Here is a 20,186-nt window from a genome sequence, read left to right as displayed (position 1 = left end):
AGTAGTGGGATGGAGCCGGAAGGGCAATGCGGCAGCGCAACCGCCTTCCCCATCGCTCCTGCCGCTAAGCTCGCCGGCCATGGCTGGCCGGCCTGGTGATCCCGATGGAATTGCTTTGGTAAGCAGCCCCGGCGCCAGCCGGACTTATCCCCGCGGTCTCCACCGGCAGCACAATGACGCGCTCCAACCCGGGAGCGCGCAATGCCAGACCACCAAGGCCACCACCTGTTCGGCGCAAGCCGGCACGGCGACATCATCCACCTGCGCCGCCGCCTGATCCGCCTGCAAGATCAAGCGGGACTGCTGCGCCGCGACCTGTCGCAGCGCAAATTCAACCCCGATCAGCCCCGCATGCCCGGCGGCAATGCCACCGGCGGACAGTGGACCAGCGGCGGCGGAGGAGGGGGCGGCTCCCGGCCGGGATTTGGTTTCGACGGAGGCGGCGGCCTCGCCGAGTTCGCCCCGGACGGCGGCACGGTCCTCGATGAGAGCGGCGACGAGGCCTGGTCTTCCTACGACGAAGGCTGGAGCGATGACGGTTCGATCTTCGAACGCGACATCGTCAACCGCGACGGCAGCACCATCCAGTCCGAATACGCCGCCTCGCGCATAGCAGGCTTCGACGAGCGCCACACCGTCACGCTCGACAGCGGCGAGAAGGTCAATTTCGAGACCACGGACCGGACGCAGACGATCCGGTATGGCGGGGCAGACGGCGAAATCGTCAGCCGGACGCTCTGGACGCCCGACGGGCCCGAAGCCGATGCGACGATCCAACCTGCCTTCGCCCCGATGGTCGTCGCCCCCGCCATCATCATCGGCGGCGCGATCCTGTTCAACTGGCAATCGCCCTCCAACGGGATCGACGGCCAGCAGGCCGTCATGGGCTTCAACGCGCGGGAGTACCAGCCGAGTGCGCCGGGAGCGCTCGACCTCAGCTTGAGCGGGCGGGTGACGGATGAGGAAGCGACGGCCGCCTGCAAATACTTGCCGGATATGCAAACGTTGCTGGACGAGGAAGTCGGGAAGGCAGGTTCGATCAAGGACTACCCCTCGGAGGCCGCCTATGGCACCTATATTCACAAGCAGCTGGAGCAGCGGATCAAGGAAAACAGATTTCATGACCTTTATCCCGAGAGATCCTTTCTCAAGCAAGTTGAGGAAGGGCGCCTTTCCGGTGCCGAGTATGGTCAATCGGGAACGGTCCGGATCGACGCGATCGAGTATCGGCTGGACGGAACGGTCTGCGTATACGACTTCAAGACGGGCGCTGCCGGTCTGGGGACGTCCCGCTCCTACATTCTCGGGCGGGCCGCCTATTTCAGCAGGTTTAGCCGTAGCCGAGCGATCGTAATGGAAGTGCGCCCGACCAAGCGATGACGACGAAGCGCCAGATCAAGCGATTGCTGCGCCCGCTCCTGGAACGGCATCCGGAGCTTTTTGCCATCGAGTCGAAGTTCGAGGGGGTCGATCTCATCCTGACCCCCATCACCCATATGGTTCGGGGCGTTGCGATCCGTCGATCCGGCATCGGCGATATTCCGGATTACCAGTGGTTCTTTTCCTATAGCTTCAGGGCGAGGGCCCCCCTGACGCAGTTCGGCGGAGTACCTTTCCTAACATCTGTGTTCGATGAGATGAGATGGTCCCATCCTCGCCAGCAGGATGCTTTCGTCGAGGTCATCGAGGAGACGATTCTTCCGCTGCTCCACTCGATCGACACCGTCGAGCGGATGTTGGCGCTCAAGCACCCGGCCTCCGTGCTCTGGGACCGCGGTCTTCAGGAGGTCATGAACCGGATTTACATCAACGCCGCGCTCGGACGCTTCGATCTGGTCGATGAGGCGGCACGCGAGCTTTTGGCGCTGGGCTATCGCGAGACCTATTTCTGGAGCGAAACGACCTACCAGGAGGCGATGGAGGAACTCTGGCCCCTGACGCAGGCCGGCGACAAGGCCGGCGTCGCTGCGCTGCTCCACGATTGGGAACGACAATTCGTCGAACTGCACGGCCTGCAGACGATCTACGAGAAGACGCCCTTTCCCTTCGAGCAGCGGCCCAGGACCTGATCCTGCTTCGACGTCTGGCGCTCCGGATCATGACGTTATCCCCGGTACCCGCGACACCGCCTAACATCCCCCCGTTCCGCCCGACCGAGGGGGCTGTCGCGAGGTGTCGTGCGGCCGGGTGGAATGCGGTGTTCATGGCATGGGCCGTCGCGGATTCGTGCCATGGAGGGGCTGCTCGTCGCCGGGGCCTTCAGCAATCCTGGTCATGCCCGACCTTAATGGGCGGCGAGCGCAATCATAGAGAACCGCGCGCGGAGTCCGGTGGCGGCCGTTTCAGGCCGCATCGACCTCGACATCGACACTCGACATCGGCACGCGGTCAGGCCCGCGCCGCCACCGGCTCCGCGCATCCCCTTCGGGTTGCAGACGATGCGAAACCCCGCGGTGCGAGCCGGTCGGGGGTTTGGGTGTGGGTGCTGCGCGAGGCCTCTCTTCGCCACCAGATAGGGAGGGTTCGCCCGAAACCAGACGCCCGTCACTGCCCTAGACTCTTTGAGCATGTGGATCAGGCGGCCAGGCCAACATGGCTGCCCGGGCCACGCCGGAAAGCTTGTCCCGTGAGGCTCCGTCCCGAGCCAGCGTCGACAGTCCCTGGATGACGGCCATAACAAGTCCAGCCAAGGCGTCTGGATCCGTCTGACGCGACATCTCACCGCTTTCAACCGCCCGCACGATCTTTCCGCGCAAGCTGTCTTCGATAGCCCCCCGCATCCGAGCCAATTCCAACTGGACATCTTGCGCGCCGGCCGAACACGTGATCGCGCCCGTCGCGAGCAGGCAGCCGGGCGGCGTCGTGTCGCCCGTAAACGCGATCGCTGACTGTTCCAGCAGAGTCCAGGCGGCGCCACGAGCCGTGTCGGCTGAATCGATCATCTCTTGTGCCGTCACAGGGCCGGCAAGGTATCGGCGGACCGATTCCAGAAAAAGCTGCTTCTTGTCGCCGAACGCCGCGTAGATGCTGGGAGGCGTCACGCCCATGGCCGCCGTCAAATCGGCGAGCGAGGTCGATTCATACCCATGCCGCCAGAAAAGCAGCATCGCCTGTTCGAGGGCTGCCTCCCGATCGAAGGACAGCGGACGCCCAGTCTTGCGGCGCGTTGATGGCGACAGGTCTTTCATAGCGACCAATATGAAACAATTGACACCGATCGGCAATCAGGCTATCAATTTCATAGTGATCCATACGAAAGAGCCTCATGCCCTTGACCGATTACCGCACCCTCGGCCGCTCAGGCCTTGCCGTCAGTCCTCTGACATTGGGAACCATGACATTTGGAACCGCTCGCTGGGGGCTTGACGAAGCCGGAAGCAGAGCCGTCTTCGACGCGTATGTCGAGGCTGGCGGCAATGCGGTCGACACCGCCGACGTCTATGCAAGCGGTCGCAGCGAGGAGATGCTCGGCGGCTTCATCAGGGAGCGTGGCCTGCGTGACCAAATCGTACTTGCGACGAAGTCGGGCTTTGCCGCCGGCCAGGGCCCCCACGCGGGAGGCAACGGGGCCAAGCATGTTCTTGCGGCGCTCGATCGCTCCTTGGCGCGGCTGCGCACCGACTATGTCGATCTTTACTGGCTCCATGTCTGGGACAGCGTGACGCCGGCCGAGGAGCTCCTGGAAACGATGGCGGGCCTCGTCCGGACCGGCAAGATCCGCTACTGGGGCATCTCGAATTCGCCTGCATGGTTCGTCTCGAAAATCGCGACGCTGGCTGCGCTGCGCGGGCTGCCGGGACCAATCGCGCTGCAGTATTTCTATTCGCTCGTGAACCGCGACATCGAGGACGAGCATGTTCCGCTCGCGGCTGAATTCGGTCTGGGCGTCGTGCCTTGGAGCCCGCTCGCCTATGGCCTGCTCACAGGCAAGTATCGGCGTGACGCGGTGGAGGCGTCGGGCCCTCGGGCAGCGGGACTGCCGAAGTATGCCGGGTCGCATGACGCCGAGCGCCCGGCCGACGACAAGCGTCTCGATGGAGCCAATCCGTTCGGCGACAGCCTCTTCACAGAACGCAACTGGGCGATCGTCGACGCCGTGCGCCTCGTGGCGAAGGACATCGGGCAATCCCCGGCCCGCGTCGCGCTCGCGTGGGTGATCGGACGACCGGGCGTGTCTTCGACACTGATGGGCGTCAGTCGACCTGATCAGATCGCAGATAATGCCGCAGCTCTCGATGTCGACTTGTCGCCGGAACACCGCGCGACGCTGGATGCCGCCAGCGCGTCAGCCGAGCCAAGGATGCTCTACAGCCTTTTCACGCCTGCGCTACGCCGGCAGGTCGTCTTCGGCGGCAGCTCGGTCCAGCGAACTGGCTGATGCCCGGCACTGGCTTTTGCAGTGCCGGCTAGGTCGCAGAAGCGATCCCCTCTCACTCCGCCGCCAACCGCGGCGGCGGCAGGGGCAGCTTCATCTGCATCGCCCCCGCCCCGGCCGGCCCGTGCCCATGCTCGTCGATCGGCTCCCACAGGCTCTCATCCTCCGGCTTGCTGAGGAAGCGCCCGAAGGCCCAGGCGACCAGCTTCTGGAGGTCGTCCATCACCGCGTAGAAGCTCGGCACGAAGACCAGCGAGAGCACGGTCGAGACGATCAGCCCGCCGATCACCGCGATCGCCATCGGCGCACGGAACTCGCCGCCGTCGCCGACGCCATAGGCAGACGGCATCATGCCCGCCGCCATCGCGATCGTGGTCATCACGATCGGGCGGGCGCGCTTGCGACCGGCTTCGAGCAGCGCGGTCAGGCGGTCCTTGCCGCGCGCGACCTCCTCGACCGCGAAATCGACCAGCATGATCGCGTTCTTGGTGACGATGCCCATCAGCATGAGCAGGCCGATATAGACCGGCATCGAGACGGGGTTTCCGGTCGCCAGCAAGGCGATCACGACGCCGCCGAAGGAGAGCGGCAGCGAGAGCAGGATCGTGATCGGCTGGAAGACCGAGCCGAACAGCAGGATCAGTACCGCCAGCACCAGCATCAGCCCGGTCGCCATGGCGGTGATGAAGCCCTGCACGACCTCGCCCTGGATCTCGGCGTCGCCGGTGGCGGCGATGGAAACGCCGTCGGGCAGCCCGACCTCCTTGACGATCTGGTTGAACGTGTCCTGCGCCGTGCCGAGTTCGAAGCCGCGCTTCAGGTCGGCGCCGATGGTGGCGCGGCGGACGCGGTCGTAGCGGTCGATCGAGCTCGGGCCCTCGCCGAAGCCGATATCGGCCACCGCCGTCAGCGGCACCGAGACGCCGCTCGTATTGGTGACGCGCAGCGCCGCGATGTTGCGGATGTCGGTGCGGGCCGCCTCGTCGAGCTGGACGCGGATCGGCACCAGCCGGTCGCCGGCATTGAACTTGGCGAGATTGGCGCCGACATCGCCGATGGTCGCGACGCGCACGGCCTCGGAGATCGCCTCGGGCGTGACGCCGAGATTGGCGGCCTGTTCGAGCTTCGGCGTGACGCGCAATTCCGGCCGCGACAGCGAGCCCGAGGACGCGACGTTGAGATAGCCTTCGACCTTGCGCATCCGGCTCTCGATCCGCGCCACCGCATCGTCGAGCGCAGCGCCGTCCTTCGACAGGATCGAGAACGCCATCTCGCGCTCGCCGCGCTCGTTGACATACCAGGCCCGGGTGTCTGGAACGCTGGCGAGCTTTTCCGCGATGACGACCTTGAGGTCCTTCTGGCGCGCGGTGCGCTCGGCCTTGGGCTTGAGCAGGATCGTCACGGCGGCGCGCCGGATCTCACGCTGGCCGGTCGGAGAGGCGCCGCCGAGCACGAAGACGTTGGTGACTTCCGGGATCTCGCGCAGGCGGTCGACGATCAGGTCGGTTGCGACGCGGGTGTCCTCCAGCGTCGAGCCCGGCGGCAATTCGACCGAGGCCACCACGCGCGAGGTGTCCTCGTCGGGGATGAAGCCGGTCGGCAGCAGCGCCGTCGCCTGGATCGAGCCCCAGAGGAAGGCGAAGCCGATGATCAGCGTGAGATAGCGCACCTTGAGCGTGCCGCGCAGGAGCCCGACATAGCCCCGCATGACGAGGCCGTCCTTGGCGTCGGCATGTTTGACCGGTCGCATCAGATAGGCCGCCATCATCGGCGTGATCAGCCGCGCGACGAGCAGCGAGAACAGCACCGCCACCGCGACCGTCAGGCCGAACTGGCGGAAATACTGGCCGGCGACACCGCCCATGAACGAGACCGGCGCGAAGATCGCCACGATCGTCAGCGTAATCGCGATGACCGCCAGACCGATCTCGTCGGCGGCCTCCATCGCGGCGCGATAGGGCGACTTGCCCATCTTCATGTGCCGGACGATGTTCTCGATCTCGACGATGGCGTCGTCGACCAGGATACCCGTGACGAGCGTGATGCCGAGCAGGCTGACGAGGTTGAGCGAGAAGCCCATCAGCTCCATCGCCCAGAAGGTCGGGATCGCCGAGAGCGGCAGCGCGATCGCGGTGATCAGCGTGGCCCGCCAGTTGCGCAGGAACAGGAAGACGACGAGCACGGCGAGCGCCGCGCCCTCCAGCAGCGTCTCCATCGCGGCCTTGTAGTTGCCGTGGGTATAGGCGACCGCGTCGTCGATCGGCTTGAGCGCAATGTCGGGGAAGCGTTTGTTGAGCTCGTCGATCCGGGCGGCGACGACATCCTTGACCGATAACTCGCTCGATCCCTTCGAGCGGAACACCGCGAAGGAGACGACCGGCAGCTTGTCGAGCCGGCCGAAGGCGCGCGGCTCGGAATTTGAATCCTCGACGCGGCCGAGTTCCTTCAGCCGGACCTCGCGCCCGCCGGTCAGGGTGATCTTGGTCTCGGCCAGTTCGGCGACGGTGCGGGCGCCGGCCAGCGTCCGGATCGCCTGTTCCTGTCCGCCGACCTCGCCACGCCCGCCGGCGAGATCGACATTGGTGGCGCGGATCTGGCGGTTGACTTCGCCCGCCGTGGTGCCGAGCGCAAGCAGGCGGTCGGGATCGAGCGAGATCCGGATCTCGCGATCGACGCCGCCATAGCGCTCGACCCGCCCGACGCCCTTCAGCCCCTGCAATTCGCGCGCGACGACATCGTCGACATGCCAGGAGAGCTGCTCCAGCGTCATCCCCTTGGAGGTCGCGCCATAGGACAGGATCGACTGGCCCTCGACATCGATGCGCTGGATGATCGGCTCGTCGATGGTGCGCGGCAGGTCGGCCCTGACCTTGGCGATCGCGTCCTTGACGTCGTTGACGGCGCGGTCGGTGTTGGTTTCGAGCCGGAATTCGATCACCGTCGCCGAGGAGCCGTCGGTCAGCGTCGACATCACATGCTTGACGCCGGTGATGTTGGCGACCGAATCCTCGACGCGCTTGGAGACCTGGCTTTCGAGTTCGGCCGGAGCCGCGCCCGACTGCGTGATCGTGACCGAGACCAGCGGCACGTCGATATTGGGGAAGCGTGTCACCGGCAGCTTCGAGAAAGACAGCAGGCCGAGCACGCACAGCACGACGAAGAGCAGGATCGCGGGAACCGGCTTCCTGATAGACCAGGCGGAGAAGTTGATGTTCATCGGATCGGATTCCGTCAGTTCGTCGCGACCGGCGTGATGACGTCGCCATCGCGCACGAAGGTGCCGGCCCGCGCCACCACGGTCTCGCCGTCGGCGATGCCCGAGGCGATCTCGGCGCGGCCGTCGCCGGCCAGTCCGATCTCGACCTTCTTGGAGGTGACCTTGCCGTCGCTGACGCTCTGCACCACCGGCCCGCTGCGCGCATAGGTGATCGCCGACAGCGGCAGGGTCACCGCCGTCTTGCGGCCGGTCTCGATGATGCCGCGCGCAAACGAGCCGATCGCGACCGGCGGATTGCCCTTCAGCGCCACCCGCACCTTGCCGAGCCGCGAGGCCTTGTCGACCTCCGGCGCGATCAGGCGGATAGTGCCGGCGAGCGGCACGGTCGCGCCGGCCGACAGCACGGCGACGGGCTGGCCGAGCTTCAGGCCCGGCAGCTCGACCTCGGCGACTTCGGCCTCGAGCTCGATCGCCCCGTCCTCGATCAACCGGAATAGCGGCTCGGTGCCGGCCATCGCCACGGTGGCGCCGATGCGCGCATTGCGGCGGTTGATGATGCCGGCGGTCGGCGCCTTGATCTCGGTGCGGCCGAGCCGGACCTCGATCTCGCGCCCCTGCGCTTTTGCGAGCGCGAGATCGGCGCTGGCGATCGCCAAGGCCTGCCGCGAGGAATTCAGCCTGGCATCGGCGGAGCGCGCCGCCGCATCGCGCTGGTCGAATGTCTCGATGCTGGCATTGCCGTTGTTGCGCAGCGCCTTGGTCCGGTCGAAGGCGTTGGTCGCCTGGACGAGATTGGCCTGCGCCTCGACGATCTGTGCGTTGGCCTGGGCGATCGCCGCCTCGGCGCGGCCGATCTGCGCATCGTTCTGGGCCTTCTGCACATCGAGCGTGATGCGCGACAGCCGCGCCAGCACTTGCCCGGCAGCGACCTTGTCGCCCTGCTCCGCCAGGATCTCGACGATGGCGAGACCGTCGATCTCAGGCGAGACCAGAACCTCGTCCCGCGCGATCATCGAGCCGGAGACGACGACGCTCTGGACGATCTCGCTGACCTTGGCGGTGGTGACGGTGACGGAGGGGCCGGCGACGGGCGCGGCCTGCGCCGACGCGGCGGCCGGCGTCTGCGCCTGGAGCGGCGAGACCAAGGCGCCGGCCAGTGCCAGCAGGGAAACGCCGGCGAGGCGCGAAACGGCCGGGAGACGGGACATCGAACGGACCTTCGTGACGGAAACGGGAAAGGCGGAGTCGAGGGGGAGGGTCATGGCGTGGCGGTCTCCGCGGCCGGCAGCCGCAGCACCTGCGCCAGGCCGCGCATGGCCATGAACAGCGTTTCCGCCGCCATGGCGGCGTCGAAGTCAGGATCGGTGGCGCGGCGGCAGAAGAAGCCGTCCGCCATCATGAAGACCGCCTGCAGGAAGCGCGCATCGTCGAGATCGGGCGGCAGTTCGCCGCTCGCCTTGGCGCCGGCGATGGCGAGCGCCAGTCCGCCGATCACGGTGCCGTCGATCTCGGCGCACATCTGCGCCATCTTTGGATTACGTGACGCCTCGGCCCATATCTGCATGCAAATGACGGCTTTCTCGCGCGGTTCCTCGACCAGATGTTTACGTCCGAGCGTTTCGAGCTGATCGAGCACGCTGCCCCGGCTGGGATCGAGCCCAGCGAAATCGGCCGCGATCATAGTCCGGTCGCGCTCGGTCATACCGGCGATGATCGCGTCCTTGGAGGCGAAGTAGCGGTAGAGGTTGCCCGGGCTCATGCCCGCTTCGGTGGCGACATCCTGCATCGTCGCCGCATGGAAGCCGGCGCGCGCGAAGACGCGCTCGGCAGCGTCGAGGATGCGCGTCTGGCGCTGCGAAGGCGCGCTGTCCTGCATGATGGCGACTTGATGTGGCGGCACGAGACGATCCAAAGATGAGAATGAACGTTCATTCTCATGGCGGAACCGCGCGGCCGAGTCAATTGAATCAACGTTTCCGGTTGTCTCCGCTCGCGCGGCCGTTGCGGGAACATGTAGCGCCACCATTGCGCCATCGGCATGGCCTACGACTTGCTTGCGCCGTTCCTGATGGAACTGCATTGTCGTATCGTGAGCCGGCAGCGTGTCCTCATGACGCGCCGCCGCTCCGGAGATCGGTCCTGACGTCTGCGATGAACGACCAGTCATTCCGCTTCCCTGCCGGCCGCCGGCCTTCGGCTGACATCAAGCCCCGCACCCCCCTTGCAAGCCGATGCCGGCAGCCGCCGCCCAAACCTGTCCTCATCGTCCTGCATCAGGAGCATTCGACGCCGGGACGCGTCGGCCGCCTGCTTCAGGCGCGCGGCCATGTCCTCGATATCCGCAAGCCCCGCTTCGGCGACCCGCTTCCCGCGACGATGCGCGATCATGCGGGCGCCGTGATCTTCGGCGGCCCGATGGGTGCCAATGATCCCGACGATTTCATCAAGGTCGAGACCGACTGGATCGGCACCTGCCTGAAGGAGGATGTGCCTTTCCTCGGCATCTGCCTCGGGGCGCAGATGATGGCGAAACATCTCGGCGCGCGGGTCTACACCCATGGCGAGGGGCGGGCGGAGGTCGGCTATTACCGGCTCGACCAGACCGAGGCGGGGCGCAGCCATGCCGCCGAGGCCGGCTTTATCTGGCCCTCGACCGTCTATCAATGGCATCGCGACGGCTTTGATTGCCCCAGCGGCGCGGAATGCCTGGCGACGGGCGGCGATTTCCCGGTCCAGGCCATCCGCGCCGGATCGCGTGTCTACGGCATCCAGTTCCATCCCGAAGTCACACCCGCGATGATGTGCCGCTGGTCGATCCGGGGCCATGAGCGCACGCTGATGCCGGGCGCGCAGCTGCGCCACATGCATCTCGATGGCTGGTATCAATACGACCCCGCGATCAGGCTCTGGCTCGATGGTTTTCTCGACCATTGGCTGAAAGTGCCGGCCGACAGCGAAATGGCTCAGGCGTGAGCCGCAGCGTCATCGTCCTCGGCGCCGGCATGGTCGGTGTCTGCTGCGCACTCGCGTTGCAGAAGCGCGGCTTCTCCGTCACGCTGATCGACCGCCGCGAGCCGGGTTCCGAAACCTCCTACGGCAATGCCGGAGTATTGGCGCGCTCGTCGATCGTGCCGCTCAACAATCCCGGCCTGTTCTCCAAGCTTGCAGGCTATCTCGGCAACCACCACCCGGCGCTAAACCTGAACTGGAAGCGCGCGCTGACCCGCCCGGGCTGGCTGCTGCGCTTCCTCTGGGAGGCGCGCCCATCGCAGGCCGCCGCGCGCACCGCCGCGCTCGACTCCCTGACGGCGAGCACGCTCGATCGCCACCGCGCCCTGATGGTGGAGGCGGGCGTGTCGCATCGCCTGCGCGAGAACGGGACGCTCAAGGTCTGGCGGACGGAGGCTGGACACGCAGCAGCGAAAGCAGAACGCGACTTCCTCGCGGCGCATGGCATCGCCTCCGAAATCCTCGACCGGCAGGGCATCTCGGCGGCGGAGCCCTCGCTTAAGCCGATCTTTCCTGCGGGACTTCTGACGCCGGCTAACGGTTCGGTCGATTCGCCGGGCGCCGTCACGGCCGCCTATGCGGCGCTGTTCGCCTCGCGGGGTGGGCAAATCGAACAGGCGGACATCGTAGCACTGTCGCCGACCGAATCCGGATGGCGGGCGCGATCGGCCAGCCGAACGTTCGAGGCCGATCTCGCCATCGTGGCGCTCGGACCGTGGAGCGGCGATCTCCTGAAGCCGCTCGGACTCGATCCCAAACTCGATGTCGAACGCGGCTATCATCGCCATCTCAGGCCGGAGCCCGGCGCCAGCCTGTCGCGCCCCGTTTACGACGTCGATGCGGCTTATTTCATGGCGCCGATGGAGCAGGGCTACCGCATCACCAGCGGCGTCGATCTGAGCCTGCGCGACGCGCCCGACGAGCATCGCCAGATCGATCAGGCGACGGCGAGCGCGCGCGAGGCCTTTCCGCTTTTGGAAACGGTCGGCGAGACCTGGCGCGGCGCACGTCCGACGCTGCCGGACTCCCTTCCGATGATCGGCGAAGCCCCGCAGAATCCCGGCCTCTGGCTCGCCTTCGGCAACCAGCATATCGGCTTCTCGACCGGGCCGATCACGGGCGAGATCCTCGCTGCGCTGATCTGTGGCGAGACGCCGCCCGCCGATCCCCAGCCCTTCGCACCAGAGCGGTATCTTTAACGCGCCCTGTTCTGCAACAATGCGGGGCGTTCAGGACCCGACCGGCCTAACCTTCACCCCGGCCAGCAGCGCCCCGCCGATCAGGAAGAACGCCACCAGCACGGCAAGACCGGCCCGCTGGCTGGCGAAGACAGTCGTCGCCAGCGCCACGAGCGTCGGCCCCAGAAATGAGGTCACCTTCCCCGACAGAGCGAACAAGCCGAAGAACTCGCCGACGCGGCCTTCGGGCGCAAGCCGCGCCATCAGGCTGCGCGACGAGGCCTGCAGCGGGCCGGCGACGAGGCCGATCAGCAGGCCGAGCCCCAGATAGACCCGCTCGGGCAACGAAGCGAAAAGCCCGTCGCCCGGCGTCGCGGGCGCGGCCTGGATGACGAAGAAGACGGTCTCGCGGCCGAGCGAGAGGATGCCGATACAGGCCAGAAGCAGGCAGGCGATCGCGCCGAGCACCACCCGCTTGCCGCCGATCGCATCGTCGAGCTTGCCGCCGAGCCAGGCGCCGAGCGTGCCGGTGATCGTCAGCATGATGCCGAAGATGCCGAGTTCGATCGTCTGCCAGCCGAAGACGCCGGCGGCATAGATGCCCCCGAATGCAAACAGCGCCACGAGCGCGTCCTGATAGATCATGTTGGCGAGAAGGAAACGCCCGAGCGAGGGCAGGCGGGGCAGCTCCGCTATCGTCGCCTTCAGGCGCCCGACGCCGCCCTTGGCCGCCTCGCCGAGCTTCATGCCGGTCTTCGCCGAGTCGGACGTCAGCAGGAACATCGGCGTGACGAAGATGACGAACCAGAGCGCGGTCAGCGGTCCCGAGAAGCGGTCGCCCTCGCGTGCGGCGGCTTCCAGTCCGAGGATGGGCACGAGGCCCGCCAGCGTCCGGCCGGTCTGCGGATCGGCGGCGAGCAGGGCAAGCGTGATGGCGAGCGACAGCAGGCCGCCGAGATAGCCGATCGCCCAGCCGGTGCCCGAGAGCCAGCCGAGCCGCTCGGGCGGCACCAGCCGCGTCATCATGGCATTGTTGAAGGTGGTGGCGAATTCCGCGCCGATAGTGGCGATGACGAAGCCGGCGAGCGCGATCGGCACGGCCCAGGGCGAACCCGGCACCGCGAACCAGAGCAGGCCGGAGCCCGCGACCAGCAAGGCGCCGAACACGGCGATCCACGGCTTTCGCGGCCCCGTGCGGTCGGCGATGCCGCCGAGCAGCGGCGACAGCAGAGCGATGCAGAGGCCCGCGAAGCCGGTGGCATAGCCCCAGAGCGCCTGGCCCGATGCCGGGTCGGAGGCCAGCGCCGAGGCGAAGAAGGGCGCGAAGACGAAGGTGGTGATCAGCGTGAAGAAGGGCTGCGCCGCCCAGTCGAAGAACAGCCAGGCGGTGACCGCGCGGCGCGGCGGATAGACGATCGACGGACTCCCTACGAAACCGCTCATCGAAATCGCCGGGACGTTGGTGATCCGAGTATCAGAATAAAACACGTTGTCATCCCGGGCGACCGGAGGGAGACCCGGGATCCATGCCTGAGCCTCTTCGAAGCTGCGTTCCGGCATGGATCCCGGATCTCCGCTTCGCTGCGTCCGGGATGACGGCGCGGATGCGAGCTATGAAAAGCGGACTGAACGACGCTCACTGCAGCGTCGTCTCGGGATCGCCGCCGCCGCGCGCCAGTTCGATCTCGGTGATCGCGACCAGGACCTCGGATCGGCTCCTGAGATCTGGAGCCTCCAGCAGCGCCTGTTTTTCGCGCGGACCGAAGGGGCACATCATCGAGAGCGCATTGACCAGCGCCTCGTTGGGGGCCTCGTTGACGCCCTTCCAGTCGATCTTGAGCTCGTTGGCCTTGGCGAAGGAGCGCAGCGCCTTGAGCAAGCCGGTGCGGTCGACCTCGTCCTCGCCGGCGCGGGCGGTGAAGTCGATGGCGAAATCGTCATAGGAGATCCGGGCCTGCCGGTAGGGGGTGGTGACTGAAAGCTCGTCAATGAGGCGGAAGCGGCTGATGCCGGTCAGCGTCAGTACGTAGCGGTCGTCGCCGGTCTCGGCGAACTGGGTGATCCGGCCGAGGCAGCCGACCTGCAGCAGGGCCGGCTCGCTCGCCTGCCGGCTGCTTTCGGCTTCGGGCTGGATCATGCCGATGACGCGGTGGGTCCGGATCGCGTCGTCGATCATGGCGAGATAGCGGGGCTCGAAGATGTTGAGCGGCATCTGCCCGCGCGGCAGGAGCAGCGCGCCGGCCAGCGGGAAGACCGGGACGACCAGCGGGCAGTCCTCGGCTCCGTTGTAGACGGCGTTCATGCCCATGGGAGCCTCGTCCTTCGCATCAGGAAAACAGCAGGGTGGAGAGCTTGCGGCGGCCCGCCATGCTGTGTTCGTCCATCGGTCCCCAGGCCTCGAAGAATTGGAGCAGCTGCTTCCGCGCGCCGTCGTCGTTCCATTTGCGGTCGGCCCTGATGATGGCGACGAGGTGATCGACCGCCTCCTCGCGCCGGTCCCGGCCATTCAGGGCGAGCGCTAGGTCGAAGCGCGCCTGATGGTCCTTGGGGTCGGCTGCGACTTTCGCCTCCAGCTCGGCGGTGTCGCCGAGCGCCGCAGCCTGCTCGGCCAGTTCGATCGCGGCGCGCATGGCCGCGATCGCCGGATCGGCGGCCTTGGCCTCGGGCGCCATCGTCAGGATGCCCTTGGCGCCGTCGAGATCGCCCATGTCGAGATGCAGGCGGGCCAGGCCCGCGATGGCGGCGAGGTTCTCCGGTTCCAGCTCAAGCACGCCGGCATAGAGTTCGCTCGCACCAGCCGCGTCGCCCGCCTCGGCGGCGGCCTGGGCTGCGGCGACGAGCTCCTCGGTCTCGCCGGGACCCATCGGGCCGACGAGCTTTTCGATGAAGGCCTTGATCTGGCTCTCGGGCTGCGCGCCCATGAAGCCGTCGATCGGCTGGCCCTGCTTGAAGGCGATGACGGCGGGAATCGACTGGATGCCGAGCTGCCCGGAAATCTGCGGGTGCTCGTCGATGTTCATCTTGACGAGCCGGACCTTGCCCTTGGCCTCCTTGACGACCTTCTCGATGATCGGGGTCAGCTGCTTGCACGGGCCGCACCAGGGCGCCCAGAAATCGACGAGCACGGGCTGGTTCATCGATTCCGCAATGACATCCTCCCGGAAGCTTTGCGTCGTCGTATCTTTGATCAAAGCGGGCTGTTCGGCCACCGGGTCGTTGAGCAGCATGGGTCGTCCTTCGTCGCGCTATCGTCGTTGGTCAATGTCGGTCGGTCGGGCTGCCCCCGCGACCCCGCCATAGATGGGGAGGCTCAGGCGTTCTGTCCATCGCGGGGCGCAGGCAAATCGACGACGAGCGGCTCATGGCCGGTGCTGCGCAGAAAGGCCAGCATGTCGTCGCGGCCGATCGCGAGGGTCGCGGTGTTGATCAGCGGGTGAAAATGCAGGGTCTCGCCGGTCATCAGGCCGGAATCGAGCACCAGCGTCACCTCGCCGGCGGGGTCGTTGATCACGGCAAAGGCGGTGACGGAGCCCGGCGTGACGCCGAGCTTCTCCAGCAGCAGCTCGGCCGAACCGAAGGAGAGCCGGCCGCTCGCGCCGACGACCTCGTGCAGGCGCTTGAGGTCGATGGCCGCGGTCTGGCGGGCGCTGACCAGGAAGAGCCGGCCCTTCTTGTCCTTCAGGAACAGGTTCCTGGAATGAAGGCCTGGCATCGTGGCGCGCAGGTCCTGCGATTCCGCCACGGTGAAGACGGCCTCGTGCTCGATCCGGCGGATGTTCAGTCCCATCTCCTCGATATGGCGACAGAGCTGATCGGGCGTGAACGGGCGGGACATGGCGGCTCTAGCGGCAGGACGAGACGAGGTGGCGGCGATGCCTAGCTGCGGCGCAGCCGGGCGACAAGCCTGCCGCGCTTCGGGCGCACGCCGATCGTGGCGAAACGCGCGCAACAAGGCGCTTGCACTGCGCGTCGGATTAAGGCAATAAGCCGGCCTCGTGCCCGCAACGGCGCGGCCATGTCCTGATGCGGGAGTAGCTCAGGGGTAGAGCACAACCTTGCCAAGGTTGGGGTCGAGGGTTCGAATCCCTTCTCCCGCTCCAGGACATCATAAGCAATATCAATGACTTGGCACCAAGCGCCGCCGCCCCTCTCCGGGCGGCGTTTTGCTTTGGGGTCCACATGGGGTCCACCGCAGCTTAAATTAGCATGCCCGCTATAGTGCGGCTGCTCTTGAAGCGCATAGCATGGTCCGACGCCCGAGGCAGTTACAACTACCGGCTCTTGTGAGAAGCGCGGCTTCATGTTTTGTTAACCGGACGTCAAGAGCGCACAAACGCGCCGGGCGTTTGGGGGGCTGCCATGTTGAGTAGAGTTGTTGTGGGCGCGCTTGCGCTCGCCCTGTCGGGCTGCATGGCAGCGGACCGCGTCCGTTTCACTGCGAGGACAGGACAGACGGCCTTGAACCGTGACGGCCGTCCGGCGGTATCGTCGATAGGCAAAGATTCCATCGTTTTGCTGAGCGCCGGTCGCGAAATCCGATCCGGTCAGCGGGTTGGCTTCGTGGTCGCTATCCAGAGCCGGTCCAAAGCGCCTGTGAACTTTAACGTCTCTGAGATTGAAGTCATGCAGTCCTTCGGCGAAGGCACGAACAGCCAGCCGCTCGAAGTCCTGACATACGAAAAGCTGCAGCAGGAAGAACGGACTCGCCAAGTTGTCAGCGCGCTGCTTGTCGGCGTCGCGGCTGGGGCGAACGCCGCCGCTGCATCACGGGCTGGGTACTATCAAAGCTCGACAACGATCCATACGCCGCGCGGCACCCTCCAGGCGACGACCTCGGGATATAGCCCAGGCCTAGCCGCCATCGCATCATCGAACGCTGCGGCTCAGAACGCACAGATGATTGATAGTGCAGTCGCCCAGGGTCAGGCCAACATGGCGCGTTTGGAAGCCGAGTATGTGAAGGACCACACCCTGCTGCCGAGCGAATGGTACGGCGGGTCAGTGGCAATCGCTCCGCCTGCAGGCGACGCCGCCGCAAAGCCGAAAAGCTATCAGATCCTGATCAAGGTCGGCACTGATGTTCACACGTTTGATGCGGTGCAAGAGCAAACGAAGACTTAGCACGTAAGCCAATCAGATGAGGCTAGCTTGCCTCGGGCGTACGCGCCTCTGTCTCGCTCTTTTCTCACATTGAGCTGCATGAGGTGCTTCGGAGGCAAGGCGAGAGCAAATATAGTTACTTGTGATGGAGACAGATTAGCAATGAACCTATGGGTAGCGCAGACAAATACAGGCGATGTAAGAACAGGCGGACGATTTTATGTTCACGAGAGGACACACGTGGCAGGATACCCGCGTCCCTCATATACGACCGGCGACGAAATTACAGTCATGGCGCGCCCGGCGCTTTCCGGGAAGATTGTTGGAGTGACCGAAACCACTTTTGATGTCGTTTTGGCGGGCGATATTAAACTTCGGTTTCGACCTACACCTTCTAGCGCTCCTCCCCCGTCTGTGACGATGGGTATGCCTTTCGATGATCGAACGGCCGAACCTATCGAATAGCAGATTGCTCAGAATCGCTCAGCGAACGCACTTGTGCGCCTCTACCGCAGGCGCATACGGCGCTCCAGCGGAATGACGCGCCGGCCGATGACCAACTCGCCATCGGCATAGACGACGGGCAGATGGCCGTAGAAGCCGAAGGTGGGGAGCGTCACCGGCTTGACGCGGTAGGTCGTGCGGGCTGGCCGACCCTTGCCCTGGCGAGCCGTGATGCGAACCGGGCTCATGACGTTGCACCGAGGACGCGTTCGGCGGAGGCGGCAAGCTTGGGGCCGAAGACGTGCGGAACCCAATTGCGGCCGTTCTCCATCGTGGCTGCGGTTGTGAATGCGCGGGCCTGAATCAGCAGCCCGGCCGGCGATGACGCCTCGATCGCGAAGATGGCTTTCGCGGCATCCTCGACCTCGCGCATGATCCAATGTCGGACCGTGCAAGCGTCGGTGTAGCCGCTGGCCTGCCTCGCGGCGTCCATCCCGGCAACGTAGGCCGCGCGGTCTGCCAGCAGCTTGCGCGTCGCCTCCTCGTTACGACGCGCGACCTTACCGACCAGGCCGGCATAGATCTCGGCTTCGTCCATCAGGTGGCGCTCGGTGAGAAGCCAACGGCAGTCCTGCATGACCTCGTGGTCAATGCCGCGCTCGCGTTCGGTGTGCCCCTGATACTGATAGCGGCTATCGACGATCAGGCCTTTGGGAACCTCGGGCGCCATCTGCTGGGCACGGGCCAGCGCGGATCGGTAGGCATCATCGGCTTCTACAAAGCTAGCCTCGGCACGCTCCATCTTTTTGCCAAGCGCGACGAGTTGAGCGTCATCGGGAATGACGGTGCAAGCAGCCGGCGGAAGGGTGACGGCAGCGGCGGCGGCCGTGGTCGCGCCGATGCGGTTGAGAAACAGACGGCGTGTCAGCGACATGAAAGAGCACTCCTCTATGAAGGGATGGGTCGGAGGGTCAGGGGTCGGGATCAGGCGGCGGCGCCGGCAATCCTCAAGAGGGAAGCCGCAAGGATCTGGCCCCAGTTCATGCCGTCCATATGCTGGCGCGCTGCCTGACTGAGCATCTCAAGATGGGCGGCGGCTTTGAGCGCCTCGGCCTGAACGAAGATGCCCGCCATCGTGATGGGCTCCTCCCCCATGATCAGAGCAATCTGATCGAGCAGGGCATCGCGAGCCGCATTCAAACGAGCGTCAGCGTGAGGGAAGCCAGACAGGTCGCGGATGCGCTCACACTCGGCCTCGTACGGCTCGGCTAGCGCGAGAGGGATGGCGTATTCATCCAGCCGCTCCTGGGCGTAGGCGCGGCTCTTCGGAGAGCGGTAGCGTCGTAGGGTCTTGCTCCACAATTCGGCGCCGGAACGGAGGGTGCTTGCCTTGCGGATGCAGCGGAAGTTGTCACCAGCACGGCCGCCAGGAGGCTTGACGTAGTTGAAGCCCGCGCCCGTGAGCGACCGCTCACAGTCTCCCGAGAAGGGGCCAGCCCAATAGACGATGCCCTCGGGCGCCCGGGGCCATTTTGGACCCCATGCGTCGATGATGGCGGCGCGGCACGCCTCGGCCTCCAGATACTCGCCCACGACGGCGGGCAGAGCGTCGCCGAGGCCCAACAGGGCCTCATTCTCGCCCCGGCTGGCGACCGCCGCTGACACAGGTGCGGCGGCGGCGGAGGAAGCAGCGGCTAGGCCAAGTAGCATTCGGCGGCGGTTGAGAGCGGGCAAGCCTTCGGCGGCTGCCGCAACGTGAACGTTGAGCATGATGGTCTCCACTGATGAGGGTTTGGTTTTGGAGGGGCTAAGCCGCGAGCGCGCGCAGCTCGTGGTCGTCGCGGACCTTCACATCGGCCAGCACCTTGGCCAGCACGCGAGCTTCGAACTTCGCTCGGCTGAAGGTGTGGCGGCTGTAGAGCTTGTTGTCGCTGAGCAGCCAGATATCGCCTTGGCCATTGCACTGACAGCGGTAGACTTGGCAGTCGCCCTCGGCGTGCTGGATCAGGTAGAGGCCTTCACCGGCATAGGTATGGACCGGAGCGACCAGCACATAATCCCAGCGGCTGCGCAGCGTCGGCTCCATGTTGTCGCTCTCGACGCGATGCAGTCGAACGCGGGCGGATTGGAAGGCGTCGGGGCGAAGCGGGGTCGGAAACAGATCCATGATAACGGCTCCTGTCAGGCTGCGAGGGCAATGGGGTTGCATCGGATCAGATCGGCGCGAAGCCAGTTCAGGATGCGCAGGCAGAGCGCCTTGCGGTCAGCGCAGGCCATGGCGTTGGCGGCGCGAAGCGCGAGCCGAACGAAGGACTGCGTCATCCTGAGGAAATCGGCCCGAACGACTGGCGCGCTGTAGAGCGCGGCGCGGGCGAGCTGATCGCGAGCGGCCTCGATCCAGTAGTTGAAGGTGAGCAGGCGGAGGTCCATCGGTCAGGCTCCCATGCTGGACAGGGCGGCTCGCAGGGCATCAGCGCGGGCCGGATTGAAATGCTGACGATAGTTCTCCCGCTCGATCTCCCAGCGGATGGCGTCAGGGTCGTTTCCGAACGACGCGGCGAGCGAGACGGCCTCGGCGGCTCGGGCAGCGAGATGGGCCCGAACGGCGATGTCCTGCTCGGCGCAGCGGCGCAGTTCTAAGGCCCCGCGCTTGGCCTCGGTCCATGCCTTCTTCAGGAAGTGGGACATGATGGCGTGGCGGGCGCTGGCAGGCTCGCGGCGGACGCGGCTCAGTTGGAGCGCGAAGCGGGCCTCGTTATGGGCGCGGCGCATGATGGCGGCGAAGTCGAAGGTGATGCGGCCGGTGATGGCAAGAGCTAGCGTCATATGATTGCTGCGCCTCATTTCGTTATGTGCTAGGCAT

General features: G+C 65.9%; 20 protein-coding genes and 1 tRNA gene. 7 read left to right on the top strand and 14 right to left on the bottom strand.

Annotation, left to right across the window (positions count from 1 at the left end; translation table 11 throughout):
* The first annotated feature begins 201 nt into the window (after positions 1-201).
* Both AXW83_RS18380 and AXW83_RS18375 read left to right on the top strand, forming a co-directional pair.
* Entirely contained in the window at positions 202-1,380 is a 1,179-nt protein-coding gene (locus AXW83_RS18380) for a hypothetical protein (RefSeq protein WP_066615752.1), read from the top strand.
* The gene (locus tag AXW83_RS18375; RefSeq protein ID WP_066615749.1) at positions 1,377-2,069 is read left to right on the top strand and encodes a hypothetical protein; all 693 of its coding nucleotides are present in this window, start codon (positions 1,377-1,379) and stop codon (positions 2,067-2,069) included. Before AXW83_RS18380 ends, AXW83_RS18375 begins: the two co-directional genes overlap by 4 nt.
* Positions 2,070-2,552: 483 nt before the next feature.
* Here the strand turns inward: AXW83_RS18375 and AXW83_RS18370 are convergent, their stop codons facing one another.
* On the bottom strand, positions 2,553-3,224 hold the full coding sequence (locus AXW83_RS18370; protein WP_210179613.1) for a TetR/AcrR family transcriptional regulator: 672 nt from the start codon (positions 3,222-3,224) through the stop codon (positions 2,553-2,555).
* 110 nt (positions 3,225-3,334) lie between these two features.
* Between AXW83_RS18370 and AXW83_RS18365 the strand changes: the two genes are divergently transcribed.
* Positions 3,335-4,378: an aldo/keto reductase gene (locus tag AXW83_RS18365; RefSeq protein WP_236841708.1), complete on the top strand. Its 1,044-nt coding sequence runs from the start codon at positions 3,335-3,337 to the stop codon at positions 4,376-4,378.
* Between the two features lie 52 nt (positions 4,379-4,430).
* On the opposite strand, the gene AXW83_RS18360 is transcribed toward AXW83_RS18365, so the two are convergent.
* Genes AXW83_RS18360 through AXW83_RS18350 form a run of 3 tightly spaced genes read right to left on the bottom strand, consistent with a single transcriptional unit; the run spans position 4,431 to position 9,492 of the window.
* On the bottom strand, positions 4,431-7,592 hold the full coding sequence (locus tag AXW83_RS18360) for an efflux RND transporter permease subunit (RefSeq protein WP_066615743.1): 3,162 nt from the start codon (positions 7,590-7,592) through the stop codon (positions 4,431-4,433).
* Positions 7,593-7,606: 14 nt separating this feature from the next.
* Complete coding sequence (locus AXW83_RS18355) at positions 7,607-8,854, bottom strand: efflux RND transporter periplasmic adaptor subunit (RefSeq protein WP_066615742.1); 1,248 nt, start codon at positions 8,852-8,854, stop codon at positions 7,607-7,609.
* Positions 8,851-9,492 carry a TetR/AcrR family transcriptional regulator gene (locus AXW83_RS18350; protein WP_168166119.1) on the bottom strand — a complete coding sequence of 214 codons (642 nt, stop codon included), beginning with the start codon at positions 9,490-9,492 and terminating at the stop codon, positions 8,851-8,853. The genes AXW83_RS18355 and AXW83_RS18350 overlap by 4 nt, the downstream gene beginning before the upstream one ends.
* A 251-nt stretch (positions 9,493-9,743) precedes the next feature.
* On the opposite strand from AXW83_RS18350, the gene AXW83_RS18345 reads away from it, so the two are divergent.
* Both AXW83_RS18345 and AXW83_RS18340 read left to right on the top strand, forming a co-directional pair.
* A complete protein-coding gene (locus AXW83_RS18345; RefSeq protein WP_066615740.1) occupies positions 9,744-10,565 on the top strand; it encodes a glutamine amidotransferase in 822 nt (273 codons plus the stop codon).
* Positions 10,562-11,800 carry an NAD(P)/FAD-dependent oxidoreductase gene (locus AXW83_RS18340; protein ID WP_082767225.1) on the top strand — a complete coding sequence of 413 codons (1,239 nt, stop codon included), beginning with the start codon at positions 10,562-10,564 and terminating at the stop codon, positions 11,798-11,800. The genes AXW83_RS18345 and AXW83_RS18340 overlap by 4 nt, the downstream gene beginning before the upstream one ends.
* Before the next feature lie 30 nt (positions 11,801-11,830).
* Here AXW83_RS18340 and AXW83_RS18335 read toward each other — a convergent pair whose 3' ends face one another.
* From AXW83_RS18335 to AXW83_RS18320, 4 genes are all read right to left on the bottom strand, one after another.
* Positions 11,831-13,222 carry an MFS transporter gene (locus AXW83_RS18335; RefSeq protein WP_066620762.1) on the bottom strand — a complete coding sequence of 464 codons (1,392 nt, stop codon included), beginning with the start codon at positions 13,220-13,222 and terminating at the stop codon, positions 11,831-11,833.
* Positions 13,223-13,415: 193 nt separating this feature from the next.
* Positions 13,416-14,087 (bottom strand): LON peptidase substrate-binding domain-containing protein, encoded by a 672-nt coding sequence (locus tag AXW83_RS18330; protein WP_066615739.1) that lies wholly within the window; start codon positions 14,085-14,087, stop codon positions 13,416-13,418.
* A gap of 19 nt (positions 14,088-14,106) precedes the next feature.
* Complete coding sequence (trxA, locus tag AXW83_RS18325) at positions 14,107-15,006, bottom strand: thioredoxin (protein ID WP_066615737.1); 900 nt, start codon at positions 15,004-15,006, stop codon at positions 14,107-14,109.
* Between the two features lie 83 nt (positions 15,007-15,089).
* Positions 15,090-15,614, bottom strand: coding sequence for a prolyl-tRNA synthetase associated domain-containing protein (locus AXW83_RS18320; protein WP_066615735.1), 525 nt, complete (start codon positions 15,612-15,614; stop codon positions 15,090-15,092).
* Between the two features lie 190 nt (positions 15,615-15,804).
* Between AXW83_RS18320 and AXW83_RS18315 the strand changes: the two genes are divergently transcribed.
* Together AXW83_RS18315 and AXW83_RS18310 are read left to right on the top strand one after the other, a co-directional pair.
* Positions 15,805-15,879 (top strand) — tRNA-Gly (locus AXW83_RS18315).
* Between the two features lie 358 nt (positions 15,880-16,237).
* The gene (locus AXW83_RS18310; RefSeq protein ID WP_156640167.1) at positions 16,238-16,900 is read left to right on the top strand and encodes a hypothetical protein; all 663 of its coding nucleotides are present in this window, start codon (positions 16,238-16,240) and stop codon (positions 16,898-16,900) included.
* A 485-nt stretch (positions 16,901-17,385) separates the two neighbouring features.
* On the opposite strand, the gene AXW83_RS18305 is transcribed toward AXW83_RS18310, so the two are convergent.
* The 6 genes from AXW83_RS18305 to AXW83_RS18280 are packed head-to-tail and all read right to left on the bottom strand — an operon-like array spanning position 17,386 to position 20,149.
* Positions 17,386-17,571 carry a hypothetical protein gene (locus tag AXW83_RS18305; protein WP_066615731.1) on the bottom strand — a complete coding sequence of 62 codons (186 nt, stop codon included), beginning with the start codon at positions 17,569-17,571 and terminating at the stop codon, positions 17,386-17,388.
* A complete protein-coding gene (locus AXW83_RS18300) occupies positions 17,568-18,257 on the bottom strand; it encodes a hypothetical protein (protein ID WP_066615729.1) in 690 nt (229 codons plus the stop codon). The genes AXW83_RS18305 and AXW83_RS18300 overlap by 4 nt, the downstream gene beginning before the upstream one ends.
* Before the next feature lie 50 nt (positions 18,258-18,307).
* Positions 18,308-19,093, bottom strand: a complete 786-nt coding sequence (locus tag AXW83_RS18295) for a hypothetical protein (RefSeq protein WP_066615728.1) — start codon at positions 19,091-19,093, stop codon at positions 18,308-18,310.
* Positions 19,094-19,130: 37 nt separating this feature from the next.
* Positions 19,131-19,490, bottom strand: a complete 360-nt coding sequence (locus tag AXW83_RS18290) for a S24 family peptidase (protein WP_066615727.1) — start codon at positions 19,488-19,490, stop codon at positions 19,131-19,133.
* 14 nt (positions 19,491-19,504) lie between these two features.
* Positions 19,505-19,753: a hypothetical protein gene (locus tag AXW83_RS18285; protein ID WP_066615726.1), complete on the bottom strand. Its 249-nt coding sequence runs from the start codon at positions 19,751-19,753 to the stop codon at positions 19,505-19,507.
* 3 nt (positions 19,754-19,756) lie between these two features.
* Positions 19,757-20,149, bottom strand: coding sequence for a hypothetical protein (locus AXW83_RS18280; RefSeq protein ID WP_066615724.1), 393 nt, complete (start codon positions 20,147-20,149; stop codon positions 19,757-19,759).
* Positions 20,150-20,186: the final 37 nt, after the last annotated feature.

It is taken from the genome of Bosea sp. PAMC 26642, assembly GCF_001562255.1.
Lineage (GTDB): Bacteria > Pseudomonadota > Alphaproteobacteria > Rhizobiales > Beijerinckiaceae > Allobosea.
The sequence above is the reverse complement of the archived record's forward strand: the minus strand, read 5'-3'. Positions and strand labels throughout refer to the sequence as shown.

Coding starts and splice junctions, on each gene's coding strand:
- AXW83_RS18375 (WP_066615749.1), top strand. CDS start 1,377: ATGACGACGAAGCGCCAGATCAAGCGATTGCTGCGCCCGCTCCTGGAA.
- AXW83_RS18290 (WP_066615727.1), bottom strand. CDS start 19,490: ATGGATCTGTTTCCGACCCCGCTTCGCCCCGACGCCTTCCAATCCGCC.
- AXW83_RS18305 (WP_066615731.1), bottom strand. CDS start 17,571: ATGAGCCCGGTTCGCATCACGGCTCGCCAGGGCAAGGGTCGGCCAGCC.
- AXW83_RS18345 (WP_066615740.1), top strand. CDS start 9,744: ATGAACGACCAGTCATTCCGCTTCCCTGCCGGCCGCCGGCCTTCGGCT.
- AXW83_RS18360 (WP_066615743.1), bottom strand. CDS start 7,592: ATGAACATCAACTTCTCCGCCTGGTCTATCAGGAAGCCGGTTCCCGCG.
- AXW83_RS18300 (WP_066615729.1), bottom strand. CDS start 18,257: ATGTCGCTGACACGCCGTCTGTTTCTCAACCGCATCGGCGCGACCACG.
- AXW83_RS18335 (WP_066620762.1), bottom strand. CDS start 13,222: ATGAGCGGTTTCGTAGGGAGTCCGTCGATCGTCTATCCGCCGCGCCGC.
- AXW83_RS18355 (WP_066615742.1), bottom strand. CDS start 8,854: ATGACCCTCCCCCTCGACTCCGCCTTTCCCGTTTCCGTCACGAAGGTC.
- AXW83_RS18330 (WP_066615739.1), bottom strand. CDS start 14,087: ATGGGCATGAACGCCGTCTACAACGGAGCCGAGGACTGCCCGCTGGTC.
- AXW83_RS18380 (WP_066615752.1), top strand. CDS start 202: ATGCCAGACCACCAAGGCCACCACCTGTTCGGCGCAAGCCGGCACGGC.
- AXW83_RS18365 (WP_236841708.1), top strand. CDS start 3,335: ATGACATTTGGAACCGCTCGCTGGGGGCTTGACGAAGCCGGAAGCAGA.
- AXW83_RS18280 (WP_066615724.1), bottom strand. CDS start 20,149: ATGACGCTAGCTCTTGCCATCACCGGCCGCATCACCTTCGACTTCGCC.
- trxA (WP_066615737.1), bottom strand. CDS start 15,006: ATGCTGCTCAACGACCCGGTGGCCGAACAGCCCGCTTTGATCAAAGAT.
- AXW83_RS18320 (WP_066615735.1), bottom strand. CDS start 15,614: ATGTCCCGCCCGTTCACGCCCGATCAGCTCTGTCGCCATATCGAGGAG.
- AXW83_RS18295 (WP_066615728.1), bottom strand. CDS start 19,093: ATGCTCAACGTTCACGTTGCGGCAGCCGCCGAAGGCTTGCCCGCTCTC.
- AXW83_RS18285 (WP_066615726.1), bottom strand. CDS start 19,753: ATGGACCTCCGCCTGCTCACCTTCAACTACTGGATCGAGGCCGCTCGC.